The sequence below is a fragment of the Bacillus salipaludis genome (assembly GCF_030938565.1).
GTDB classification, from domain to species: Bacteria; Bacillota; Bacilli; order Bacillales; family Cytobacillaceae; genus Neobacillus; species Neobacillus salipaludis_A.
The window spans coordinates 1,817,798-1,829,759 of the sequence record NZ_JAVGVR010000001.1 but is presented as its reverse complement, the minus strand read 5'-3'; the positions used below and the strand labels follow the sequence as shown (position 1 = coordinate 1,829,759).

The following is an 11,962-nucleotide window of genomic DNA, read 5'->3' as shown; positions in this document are numbered from 1 at the left end:
CGATAAAGGCAGCCTTTTTTTATGGATGTAGGAAAGACATTGGCAGTACGGCAAATCCTAAATATAAAGCAAGGGCGAAAGCCACAACAAACTGAATCCAAAAAACGGAAGTCCTACGATCATTTTTTACCCGTGTTAAAATCATTTCAAAGGTTCCGATTACCCATAGCCCAGCTACTGCTTTTAAAATATATTTCCAGTCAATAATAGATACCTGCGAGAGCAGACCAACACCTGTTGCAATAATCAATAGATAAAATAATCTTAAAATCATTTGGACAATTTTGGCACCTTTTGTTTTGCCGCTTTTATTTAAAGAAAGTGCAACAAAAAATAAAATAAGTGCTACAATCCATGTCGTAATATGTGCGTGAATCATGTAAATTTGCCTCCTTATGTATAGTCCAAACTATCATATCACAGGCAAATTAAAATTACTAAAAATTAAGGCTTAAATCCTGACAATATTGTTAATGAAATAAAGAAGTCGGCATGGCTATACCTGTTGCTTCAAGCTGCTGATAAAATTTCGGCCTTACGCCAGTTGGTACCAAACGACCGATAATTTCCCCTTTCCGATTGATTCCTTCTTGTTTAAAGGTAAAAATCTCCTGTAATAAGATTCTATCTTCTTCCACTCCTAAAACCTCTGTAATACTAGTTATTTTTCTGGAACCATCCTTTAAACGTGATTGATGAATAATCACATTAAGTGCTTTTGCGATTAGGTTTCGAGTAGCCCTTACCTCTAAATCCACTCTTACTATACGCACCATCGTTTCCAAACGAATAATCATATCCCTTGGGCAATTGGAATGTCCTGCAGCCAAAGCCCCCGTGTTACTAGTATTCAGAGCTTGAAGCAAATCAAATGCTTCCTCTCCGCAAATTTCATCAATTATAATATAGTCTGTTGCTACCTTTTCTTCTTCCTCAATATCTATCAAACGTTCACCATTCGGAATAAAATTTTTCAGAGCATTGAGAGTAGTCGATTTACCTGAACCTGTCCCACCACTGAGAAACAGATTGAGCCTGGCTTTTACGCATGCATTCAAGAAAACTGCAATATCCTCTGTTACTGTACCAAAATTAATTAAATCATTCATTTTATAAGATTCCTTTGAAATCTTTCGAATCGTAATAGCCGGTCCATTAATTGCTAATGGCGGAATAATTGCATTCACATGCGACCCATCGGGAAGCGTTGCATCCACCATTGGCGAACTCTCGTTAATTCTTCGCCCAAGTGGAGCTATCATTTTTTCTATTAATCTTATAACATGTTTATTATCCGAAAATTGGATGGGGGTTAAGATCAATTTCCCCTTCCGTTCACAGTAAACCTGATTAGGACCATTCACCATTACTTCCGAAACGTCCTGATCTAAAAGGAGTTGTCTAAGCTGGGAGAATTCCGCAAAATCGCATAGTAATCCTTGATTACAACTTGCTTTATGATTCGCATGATTGGGAGAGGATGAATTGAGTTTAACAAAAGATGCCTTTTTAGCTGCCTCACCGCCACTTTGGTTTCTTTTATTTTTATTTATTAAACCCATTAATACACCCTGCCTTTCCCAAAAAAAATAACCCCGCCTTTACCTAAAGGGGGGTTGTAGACACAATACTCTTCAGAACATAGAGTGCCTATGCTTTCTAAAAAATATTGTGATAAAACACCCTGATCTTTCGGTAACTGGCTGGCATCGTGCGTAGCACCTTAGCCCCTGTAGCTTTGCGTCACTGATTTTCATCAGCTTTGCCTTTATCGAGTTCAGTGTCTTTCTTATACCGACTGATCTCGTAATCCCATCATAGAACGTTTTCCCCTCGGAGAATACCCAACTTTTTTCTTATTTACTAACAAAAACGATAGTTCTTTTTGACTATTTTATCTTTTTAACGTCATAACTATTGATTACTTTTGTAGAAAAATGGACTTTCATCCTATATCACTAGAAAGAAAAATCCCCCTGCCTGAATCAGCAAGAGGATTTAAACCTATATTTATTCATCCGAATCTGGACTGTTAACCATGATTCCGGCAACTTGTGTTAAACGGTCATAGAATGCTAATCCGGCCGGATTTTGATCCAGACCAATTTCCTGAAATGCCTCCCACATACAACGGAGCCAAGCCCTTGCCCTTTTAGGTGTCACTTCAAATGGCAGATGCCGATCACGCATCGCCGGTGGTCCAAATTCCTGGCTGTATAGCGCTGGCCCGCCTAAGAACTGCGGCAAAAACATGCGCTGTTTTCTCATAATTTCACTCATATCGCCCTCAAATAATGGCCTTAAATCTTTATCATCATATACACGTGGATAAAAGGCATTAACAAGCTGATCAATTGTTTCTTGTCCGCCAATTTCATTATAAAGCGTCTTAAATTGATAATTCATTTTCTTCACCCACTTTAATATTTACTATTTTTATAATTATAAACTTAAATTAAGAATAGTTTTGTGATTCATATCACACAAAAACAGCTTGTAATTTTTAGGGCCTACATTTTTTGGGCGAATGAATCACATTATATCCGCCTATACATATGATAAGTAAAGAAACTTATAAAAAAGGGTGTTGATTTATGCCGGCCATTGTTGGAGTTGCTCAGGTCATTACACTGGGGAACAGTTCAGTTTTTCACATTGGAGATGTTTATAAAATTATGCCCTTTGCTGCTGCTAAAACATTCTCTGGAGCAGGTTCCTTTAACACTGGGGAACGTTTAAACGTCCATAACAATTTAAGTTCCACTAATACAACGGATCCAGACATGATTGATCAAGCAAATGCCTTTAATATGTAATGAATGGGTGATCTAGAATGAATTTTTACATCCAGCAGTCCATTCAAATTAATTTTATCAAAATTGGCGGGATTACCAATTCCTCTGTCCTGCAAATTGGCAGTGCTGGTATCATTAAACCGGCCGCTTATTTGTACAACACTGGCGGGTTTACAGGACCGGCACCGCAAGCTATCAAGCCCGGTGAAGTTCTCCAAACGCCACAGTCCTCACAAATTCTGGCACCGGCTGTTCCATTGCAGGCACCGGTAAGAATGGATGAGTAAATTCCCCGTTATCAAAAATAATTAGCATGTCTCAGGTCGTTCCGCATATATATTTATTTAGGATAGGGAGACGACTAGACGGGGTGATTTTAAATGTATCAGGATTTATACCAATATCTTCAGTGGCTGCTGTCAAACATTCAAACACAGGAAAAAAGGATTGCTGCATTAGAACAGGCTTTGCAGAAAATGCAGAACGATTTAAAGCAAATAGGAGAAAAGCCAACGATTCATGTTGATACAATTGAATATAAATTTGATCAGTTAAAGGTTGAAACTCTTGAAGGCACGCTTTCGATTGGCCTTAATCCTAATGATTTATCCGGTATTGAGGATTTTGCGATACAAGGTCAATCATTAAATACCCCAATTTCTCCAAAGGACCAAATGCAGCGGTCAATGAAAATTGAAGAGGCGATTTATCGTTATTTGGAAATAGATTTACCACAAATAATTGAGGATACCGAAAAACAATTAAGACTCCAGCCAAATGAGTCCTATTTAGCTTTCATCAAACAGGATATAATCAAACAGCTTCCCAATAGAATTGAATATCATTTAAAATCCATTCCTGTAAATGAACAATCAGAGGAAAATAAAACGTTAGTGGAAAATCGAATTATAGAATTACTGAAACAGGAAATTCATAATGGTGTTTATACCTTTTTCAATAATTTACCAGATAATGTGAAAGGAATGAATATCGAATGATCCTTGAAGTTTATAACCGTGAGCTGGTAGTAGGAAACATTCAAATTACTGGTGTAGCCAGTTCTTCTTTAGTCCTTGTGGGTGATACCCAAACGATTCAATTGGCCTCAGCTTTCGACACTCCTGCTGAATCATTAATTATCGGACCATTTGTTCCGCTAGAACCGGATGTGACCCCTGGTTATGCTACAACGAACATCTAATGTTGACCGATTAAATGTAATGGTCCTATCCTACTCCTCGATTATTCAGCTTGGGGATTCCTGCATCGTTAATGGATTTTCCCGCGCCATCGCAGTTCAAAGAGAAGCTGAAATATTCTACGGAAATGAGGGAAATTTCCCAACCTATATGATTTTTAAAAAACCTATTCCATTACCGCCTATCGACGAAGCCATTTCATTTATACCTCACAATCCAAAACCAATAATTAAAGTGAAAAATATTGATATTATCGGTATTTCATCATCCTCGATTTTACATGTAGGAAACAGTAGAAATATTTCAATGGAGGCTAGGGTAAAACATATTCGGCAAGAACTCCCCTTTGGGCATGAACAGGATATGCAATAGCCGCATATGTTACCTTAGACATTTTTATGGTAAAGGATGTTTTTGATGCCAGCAATTATTGGCCCTGTACAAATCGTTACGGTAAGTGGAGGAATTGTTCAATTTGGTGATACGTTTTATATTTCGCCAAAAAGCACTGCAAAAGCTAATGGAGGCTCTGGGGGATTTAATACCGGTGGAATTGTTGTTACCAACAACGCTATCAGTGGAACAAATGTATTGGATACCGATCTAATTGATCAGCCCATTGTTGGAAACAATTAAAAAACGACATAAACCTATGAACTGGTTTATGTCGTTTTTTTAGTTTATCGCGTATTATCCAAATTTAACATATGGGCACCATCGAAGAAAAACAAATAGCGTTCATTCACTTTTCTTTTCCAAATTTGCTCAATTGCCTTTGTATATAAATTAATCTGCACTTTATAACGTTCATGAAGTATTGGTTTTGCCTGCTCAAACCCGCCTTTATATCGGTCCGTTATTCCATCTGATTTGTAATCAATCAGTACCAGCCCTTGGTCATCTTCAAATATACAATCAATAATCCCTTGAACAAAGATTGATTCTGTATCGTCTTTCCAATTGATGTATACCTCTTCTGCAGGGAGTGATATGGTAAAAGGAACTTCACGGTAAATCTCTTTCGCAGCGCACAGCCTTTTCCCCAATTCCGATGTAAAAAATTGAACAATTAACCGGGCATCGATTACCTGTGCTTGTTCAACTGTCAATAATTCATTCACGACCATATTATTTATTTGTGCTTGGATCGACTCAACACTGACTGGTTTTGTTAAATCAACATGCTGCATCACCATATGAAGAGCTGTACCACGCTCCGCAGGGGTCAATTGTTTTTCTTGCATAAACTTCGGCCGCTTTAAAATCGGCTTGTTAAACCTTCGAATAAGGTCGGTACCACTCTGCTCATCCGAAATCTCCCTTTGCCGTTTCATTTCTGAAACGGATTGTTTTGAACGATTGGCCACAGCATCCCGGTGGATATATTCCCATGTCAACCGATCCTGTATTTCTCCAGCATAGGGTGAATCAACCAACACGGACTTGGACAATCTTACTAAATCTAAATTGTCATCTTGCTCACCCTCATTGCCTATTTCTTGATTTTTAAGAATTTCACTCGTCAAAATGGAAATCTCCCATGCCGAAGGATGGCACATAATTTCACTGGAAGTTTGCAAGTCCTTATTTTCAGAGACTCTTAAATCTGCACAATCCTGATGCCGAACCAATGCTGGACCAATCCAATCCATATAACAGTAAGCAGATGCCCTTTCATAGTCCTTTAAAAGCCATTCCTGATTTGTCGCCCCATCATTCCATTGGTCTATTTTTTTACCGGCATCATTTACTGTACCAAGTAAATATAGTTTTTCCTTTGCCCGCGTTAAAGCAACATACAATACGCGCATTTCCTCCGCAAGCATTTCCATTTTCTTTTTTCTCTTAAAAGCCATTTGCGGCAAGGACGGGAAGGTAATTCTTTTTTCTACATTTACATATTTGGCAGCAAATCCATACTCCTTATCAAGCATATAGGAATTTCGAATATCCGACATATTAAAATTACGGGACATCCCTGCAACAAATACAACCGGAAATTCAAGACCTTTACTGCTATGGATGGTCATAACCCGAACAACATCTTCCTGCTCTCCAAGCGCTCTTGCCGCCCCCAGGTCATCTCCGCGTTCAATCATCCTTTCGATAAACCGTAAAAACCTGAATAATCCTCTGAAGGAGGTTTGTTCGTACTGCCGGGCCCGATCATATAAAGCGTTCAAGTTCGCCTGACGCTGTTTGCCGCCTGGTAATCCTCCTACAAAGTCATAAAAATAGGTATCTCGGTAAAGCTGCCAGATCAGTTCTGAAAGTGCTCCTTTTCTGGCTGTCACCCGCCATTCATTCAATAACTCAGAAAAACGACGGACTTTTTTGAAAAACACTTCGGTATTTTCGGCCTCCGTACTCCTCGAAAACGCACGAACTGCATCCCAAAAGGACCCTCTTTTTTATGAATTCGAATTTTGGCAAGCTCTTCTTCATTTAGCCCGACAATGGGAGAACGAAGAACAGACGCCAAAGGGATATCCTGATAGGGATTGTCGATTACACGAAGCAATGACAGCATGATCGCGATTTCGGTTGCTTCAAAGTAGCCTGATGATAAATTTGCATAAATGGGTATTCCCTGCTGCTTGAACTCTTCAAGAATTTGCGGCGCCCATGTCATCGACCTGAGCAAAATGACAATATCCCGATACATAAGAGGACGGCTGGTTTTTGTTTTAGTTTGATATACCTGTCTGCCACTAGAGACTAATGCCTTAATTTTCGAAGCCATCACTCTTGCTTCAAGCTGTGACTTTTCTAAATCAACCGCATCAAACTCAGCCTCCGGTGTATCTCCTTCATCCTCTGTACCATGGGTTTCTTTCTGCTCTTTATTTAAATCTACAAGCAATAGCTCTACCGGATAAGGCTCCTCCTCAGGATAAGGGGCACCATTACGGAGTTCAGCCGCTTCATCATATTCAATTTCCCCAACCTTTACTCCCATGATTTGTTTGAATAAAAAATTCGTTCCATCTAAAACTTCTTTTCGGCTTCTAAAATTTCGGGCTAGGTCAATTTTAAGGCCCGATAATTCTCCATCATGGCGAAATCGATTATATTTTCCTAAGAATAAATTGGGTTCCGCAAGTCGAAAACGATAAATAGATTGTTTGACATCCCCAACCATGAACAAATTGCCGTTTAGTTCATTTTCGTTTGCCACCAGCTTTAAGATCGTTTCCTGAACCATATTCGTGTCCTGGTATTCATCGACAAATATTTCTTTAAAATGCTTTTTGTAGGCTAAAGCAGCACTTGACGGGAGAAATTCACCTTCATTGGTAATTACCCCAGTGAGAATTCGCAGACAATTATGCTCTAAATCGGCATAATCTACTAGTCCTTTTTCCTTTTTCTCTTTCTCGAACCGTTCTGAAAAGTCACTTACCAAACGAATAAGTGTCTCAATCAGCGGATACATTTCCTCCATATCACGCAAGAAACTTTCAGGCTTTCTCGAAAAAAGTTCATCCTTTAAATCAGTCAGCTTTTTCTTCGCTTTGTCCCGTAGTTTTTGGGCTTTTTCGGTTAAATCTTTATTATATTCGTCCCCTTTAACTGGCTTAGCTCTGGAAAAAGACCAGGCCTGCATGGCGTTGTAAAGCGTTTGCCATGAATCTCGATTCGCCGATATAAGCGTATCAATAACATTTAAATCATCTAAAAAGTTTTCTGACCTAGGGTGTGGACCGCCTGGCTGTTTTGCGATTTCCAAACAACTCATAATCATTTCCTTAGCAGCCTCTAGCTGCAATTCAATATCATAAAGAAGCGGCCCAATAAATGGTAAATTTTCAATTGTCGTTATCGATGTGACATCGTACATTTTAAGAATCGATTCCAAATACTTTTCCGGTTCCGGGTTCGAACGTGCAAAATCATAAATGGAGCGGACAATATCCATTAAGGCAGCGTCGTTCCGATCGTTCGTAAACGAATCAACCAGGGTAAAAAATGCCTCATTTTCCGGCTTTCCATATTGTTCTTCAAACAATTCATCCATGACTTCATCTCTAATTAATTGAGCTTCAGTCTCATCCGCGATCCGGAACCCTGGGTCAACATCGATTAAATAATAATACTTGCGGATTACTTCCATACAAAAGGAGTGCAGCGTAGAAATAGACGCTTTATTTAATAAACTAAGCTGTTTTCTTAAATGTCTTGATTCCGGATCATGGTCAATAGCTTTCTCTAATGCTTCACCAATACGATGGCGCATTTCTGCCGCTGAAGCATTTGTGAAAGTAACCACCAGCAATTCATCCACATCGATTGGGTCATCTGTCGAAAGGATCTTTTGAATGATTCGCTCAACAAGGACTGCAGTTTTCCCCGATCCTGCTGCTGCTGCAACAAGTATATCCTTATTTTTCGCCATGATCGCCTTCCATTGATCTTCTGTCCAGGTTGCCCCTTCCGGCATAGGCGGGATCATTAATTTACTCATTCTGGTTACTCTCCTTTCCAATCAACTCAAGAACATCCTCTTTTGAGTGCGGAGCTAAAATCCGGTACTTGTTATCTTCGATTGCTTCGTCAAATTGACAAACTGATTTATAGGCACAAAATGTACAGGGTGTTTTATCTTTTAGCTTATATGGTGCGATCTGAACCGCCCCATCAATAATCGAATTTCCCGTTTTTTGATAGAGATTTCGAACATAATGCCGTAAATTTTCAAATTCATTTATGCTGGCTACTTTGGACTTTTTAGATAAATTTCCGTCTTTTTTGATTCCCGCAGAAATAATTTGTGAATCACCGGATTCAAGTGTTTGATCCATCAAACGAATGACATTTTGATCACTCAGCATTAACCCGTTCATTTTAAACTTTTTCATAATTTCCTTTTCGATTTCATCGATGGTTAACATTTTTTTCGTACTAATAAACGGGTTGTGAACATGGAAATAAAGAACACCAGCAGGAGTCGCTTCCATTTCTACCAGCTCTTTTGAATGGGTAATAACGATATCGAGATAGGTCAGCATTTGCAATGCAAGCCCATAATAAACTTCGCCTAAATTAACATCTTTTTCACTGGATTTGTAGTCAATTACCCGCAAAAAGACACTTCCGTTTTCATCTTTTGCTTGATCCACACGGTCAATCCGGCCTGCCAACTCCATTTTCTTTCCATTTTTTAAAGAAAAGCTTAATGGAGGAAGTTCTCCTTTTGTGCCAAACCCTAACTCTAAGCCAATCGGTGAAAAGCCGCTAACCTTGGCATGTTCACTTAAAACTAAAGAGGCACGGGTAATAATTTGCTCCAATTTTCTTTTAATATAATGATGGCGTTCAGAGCTCAGTAAAATTTCATTTTGCAGCTTAGGAGCTAAAGTATTAACCGCTTCTTTTGATAAAACTTCACATTGCTGCCTCGTTAAATTACTCCAAGAAATCTTTTGTTCATTTACGGTATCTGATATATGCTTTAGTGCTGCATGGAATAATTCCCCAATATCAGGTGCTTCCAACCGGAAGATTTGTCGTTCCCTTAGTTTGAGACCATGCTGGGCAAAATGAGAAAAAGCACATCCATTGAATAATTCCATTCTTGAAACACTTGCCTGAATGGTCTCTCCGTACAATTCCTCTGCTACATCCTTTGAAAGGTTTACCGTTTGATTGGTGTAAAAAAGGCTGGATAAAATTTTTTCAGCCTGGGCCTTACCTACACCTTCTATATAAAAGTTATATACCTTCCACCAAAGAGGAGAAATCGAATAATTCCTCTTCTTTAATTGAAGTTGAGCCGTTAAATAAGACAGTGTTGAAGTTGGATTTGAAACAAAGCTAAGCTGATCTTCCTCCACCAGCTCCACTGGGTCGTTTACAAAAACATGTTCAACTAATCCTGGGAACATATCTTTTACTCTTTTAATATAAGAGGAAGGAATAAGTGCTTTTCCCTCGTTATTAGCAAGCGGATAGGTAACATAAAGCAAATCTGACGGGATTGTCAGTGCTTTATAGGCTAAAAAGTTTTCATCAAGAAGGCGTGTCCTGCTGCTTGGTGCAACCTTGATACCTGCAATCATCAACATTTCTCGTTCATCATCTGCTAGTATTCCTTCATCCGTTAGTTTTGCAGGCAATACCCCTTCATTAACACCGACCACGAATGCGACCTTGATTTCTGTTAATCTTGATTTCTCCAAGTCTCCGATTAAAACTTGGTCGATTGCCGGAGGAATAAGAGAAAAACGCAGGGATTCAAATCCTGCTTCTAAAATAGCCGTATATGCTTTTAATGAAATCGGTTCTTCCCCTAGGATTTCTACGTATTGGTCTAAAAGGTCTATCACTGCATTCCAGACCTGTTCATGTTCCCGCATTTTAACAAGATTGCCTTGTTCCTCTTCAGCCAATTTCCACTTTTCAAGCTTGGCAGGTACCTCTAATTCTTCTAAATATAAGTAAATGGCTTCACAAAGCCTTCGTCCGGTATCTGCTTTTTTCAAACGTCTAGATAATCGTAATATAGGGGCAGATACCATAAGTTTCAATTCATTTAATTCCTGTTCAATTTCCTTTTCAGCATCCGTTTGAACTGTTTCTAACTCCAAACCGTAGGAACGGCGGTAACTCCACCGCTCTTTTTTCGTCCACTTACTTCCTTTTATACCATAAGCTAGGCAATAGTTTTCGAGTCGGTCCATTTTTTCACGCATTTTATCGGGATTCTCCTGAAGTGGGTAAAGCAATTCCGTTTTAATTACCCTAAATATTGGCTCATAGCGCCAATACGTTTGAATAACCTCCAGGCTTGAACGAAGGAATTCGATAAGAGGATGGTTTAACATCGTTCTTTTTTGGTCGATAAAATAAGGAATTTGATGGTCATCAAAGACCGGGACCAAAAGATCATGATAGTCCCCTCCATTACGGATCACTAAGGCTATATCGCGGTAGCGGTACCCTTTTGTCCGGACCAATTCACGTATTTCTCTCGCAATCCCTTCTATTTCGGCCCGCCTGCTGACTGCTTGACCAATATGAATCGCCGTTGGCCCTTCATATGGCACAACAGGCCTCTCATCGAACATTTCCTCAAGATGGCGTAAGGACGGTTGATTCCACTTTTGTTGGTTTTTTAGTAGAATCGGCTCTTCCACCTCTATCCCTTCCGCGCTCGCCATTTCAAAAATAGAATGACAAGCATCAGAAGACAGTCTGAATAAATCAAGTTCATCAGGTGCTGCATGAACAGATACATGATCTGTCGTCATCGCAATGGTAACGCTTCGGCAATTCCTCATGAGTTCCTTTATGACAAGATATTCCTGTGGTGTAAAGCTGTAAAATCCATCAATATAGATTTCTGCTTCCTTTAGATATCGGGAAGATGTCACTTTTTCTGAAAGGAGGTGAAAATAGTCTTCAGAGTCAATGTATTTTCCAAAAACCTCATCTTCAAAATGTTTATAGATAATTTCTAAATCATGTAATTTATCTTGAAGTGCCTTAGCGGATTCATTGCCGAGTTTTACTGACCCTTCGATCAGTTCTTCAGGCCGAACACAATACCGCTTAAATTCAATAATCATTTGCTCTAATTGTTGAATAAAGCCTTGTTTATCTGCAGCACGCTCGAACAAATTTAATTGTTCCTTTTGTTCTTCAATGATTTTACGAATCAGCATACTCATACCGACATTGCTTAAATGGTATCGGCTGATTCCGCCCGTTTCTTGTAAAATTCTCCATGCCAGCCGCGGAAAACTATAAACCTGGGCTCGAATCGTACCGCCAATTTGCGGATCTCTTGCTAAATGATACTCCGATAAAAACGTCATTTGCTCGGGAACAATGTAAATAATTGGTTTACCCATTGGATTTTCCATTAAGCGATCTCGTATTTCGTTTAAACACAGCGATGTTTTGCCGCTTCCAGACCGCCCGATGATCATTCTTACTGACATGTACGGACCTCCATTCCCTAATCTC

Annotated in this window: 10 protein-coding genes, 1 pseudogene and 1 riboswitch; of the genes and pseudogenes, 6 read left to right on the top strand and 5 right to left on the bottom strand. The window is 39.2% G+C overall.

Going from position 1 to position 11,962, the window contains the following annotated elements; all coding sequences use genetic code 11:
* Nucleotides 1–19 precede the first annotated feature (19 nt).
* From RCG21_RS08980 to RCG21_RS08970, 3 genes are all read right to left on the bottom strand, one after another.
* Entirely contained in the window at nucleotides 20–379 is a 360-nt protein-coding gene (locus RCG21_RS08980) for a YisL family protein (protein ID WP_133339458.1), read from the bottom strand.
* A gap of 91 nt (nucleotides 380–470) precedes the next feature.
* Nucleotides 471–1,562 carry a TadA family conjugal transfer-associated ATPase gene (locus RCG21_RS08975; RefSeq protein WP_133339460.1) on the bottom strand — a complete coding sequence of 364 codons (1,092 nt, stop codon included), beginning with the start codon at nucleotides 1,560–1,562 and terminating at the stop codon, nucleotides 471–473.
* 129 nt (nucleotides 1,563–1,691) lie between these two features.
* Nucleotides 1,692–1,777: riboswitch (cyclic di-GMP riboswitch) on the bottom strand.
* 233 nt (nucleotides 1,778–2,010) lie between these two features.
* Entirely contained in the window at nucleotides 2,011–2,406 is a 396-nt protein-coding gene (locus tag RCG21_RS08970; RefSeq protein WP_026574485.1) for a globin domain-containing protein, read from the bottom strand.
* A 188-nt stretch (nucleotides 2,407–2,594) separates the two neighbouring features.
* Here RCG21_RS08970 and RCG21_RS08965 point away from each other — a divergent pair, with 188 nt between their 5' ends.
* From RCG21_RS08965 to RCG21_RS08940, 6 genes are all read left to right on the top strand, one after another.
* The gene (locus RCG21_RS08965) at nucleotides 2,595–2,816 is read left to right on the top strand and encodes a spore germination protein (protein WP_026574484.1); all 222 of its coding nucleotides are present in this window, start codon (nucleotides 2,595–2,597) and stop codon (nucleotides 2,814–2,816) included.
* A 17-nt stretch (nucleotides 2,817–2,833) separates the two neighbouring features.
* Complete coding sequence (locus RCG21_RS08960) at nucleotides 2,834–3,082, top strand: spore germination protein GerPB (protein WP_133339462.1); 249 nt, start codon at nucleotides 2,834–2,836, stop codon at nucleotides 3,080–3,082.
* 93 nt (nucleotides 3,083–3,175) lie between these two features.
* On the top strand, nucleotides 3,176–3,793 hold the full coding sequence (gerPC, locus tag RCG21_RS08955) for a spore germination protein GerPC (protein ID WP_133339464.1): 618 nt from the start codon (nucleotides 3,176–3,178) through the stop codon (nucleotides 3,791–3,793).
* Entirely contained in the window at nucleotides 3,790–3,996 is a 207-nt protein-coding gene (locus RCG21_RS08950) for a spore germination protein GerPD (RefSeq protein ID WP_133339466.1), read from the top strand. The genes gerPC and RCG21_RS08950 overlap by 4 nt, the downstream gene beginning before the upstream one ends.
* On the top strand, nucleotides 3,977–4,366 hold the full coding sequence (locus RCG21_RS08945) for a spore germination protein GerPE (protein WP_133339468.1): 390 nt from the start codon (nucleotides 3,977–3,979) through the stop codon (nucleotides 4,364–4,366). Before RCG21_RS08950 ends, RCG21_RS08945 begins: the two co-directional genes overlap by 20 nt.
* Nucleotides 4,367–4,411: 45 nt before the next feature.
* Entirely contained in the window at nucleotides 4,412–4,630 is a 219-nt protein-coding gene (locus RCG21_RS08940) for a spore germination protein (RefSeq protein ID WP_133339470.1), read from the top strand.
* 44 nt (nucleotides 4,631–4,674) lie between these two features.
* Here the strand turns inward: RCG21_RS08940 and addA are convergent.
* Both addA and addB read right to left on the bottom strand, forming a co-directional pair.
* Nucleotides 4,675–8,459, bottom strand: a pseudogene (gene addA / locus RCG21_RS08935) (helicase-exonuclease AddAB subunit AddA).
* A complete protein-coding gene (addB, locus tag RCG21_RS08930) occupies nucleotides 8,452–11,937 on the bottom strand; it encodes a helicase-exonuclease AddAB subunit AddB (RefSeq protein WP_133339474.1) in 3,486 nt (1,161 codons plus the stop codon). The pseudogene addA and the gene addB overlap by 8 nt, the downstream one beginning before the upstream one ends.
* Nucleotides 11,938–11,962 lie beyond the last annotated feature (25 nt).

Bases quoted from the DNA above. Each gene is read 5' to 3' on its own strand.
- RCG21_RS08980 (WP_133339458.1), bottom strand. From the start codon at position 379: ATGATTCACGCACATATTACGACATGGATTGTAGCACTTATTTTATTT.
- RCG21_RS08975 (WP_133339460.1), bottom strand. From the start codon at position 1,562: ATGGGTTTAATAAATAAAAATAAAAGAAACCAAAGTGGCGGTGAGGCA.
- RCG21_RS08970 (WP_026574485.1), bottom strand. From the start codon at position 2,406: ATGAATTATCAATTTAAGACGCTTTATAATGAAATTGGCGGACAAGAA.
- RCG21_RS08965 (WP_026574484.1), top strand. From the start codon at position 2,595: ATGCCGGCCATTGTTGGAGTTGCTCAGGTCATTACACTGGGGAACAGT.
- RCG21_RS08960 (WP_133339462.1), top strand. From the start codon at position 2,834: ATGAATTTTTACATCCAGCAGTCCATTCAAATTAATTTTATCAAAATT.
- gerPC (WP_133339464.1), top strand. From the start codon at position 3,176: ATGTATCAGGATTTATACCAATATCTTCAGTGGCTGCTGTCAAACATT.
- RCG21_RS08950 (WP_133339466.1), top strand. From the start codon at position 3,790: ATGATCCTTGAAGTTTATAACCGTGAGCTGGTAGTAGGAAACATTCAA.
- RCG21_RS08945 (WP_133339468.1), top strand. From the start codon at position 3,977: ATGCTACAACGAACATCTAATGTTGACCGATTAAATGTAATGGTCCTA.
- RCG21_RS08940 (WP_133339470.1), top strand. From the start codon at position 4,412: ATGCCAGCAATTATTGGCCCTGTACAAATCGTTACGGTAAGTGGAGGA.
- addB (WP_133339474.1), bottom strand. From the start codon at position 11,937: ATGTCAGTAAGAATGATCATCGGGCGGTCTGGAAGCGGCAAAACATCG.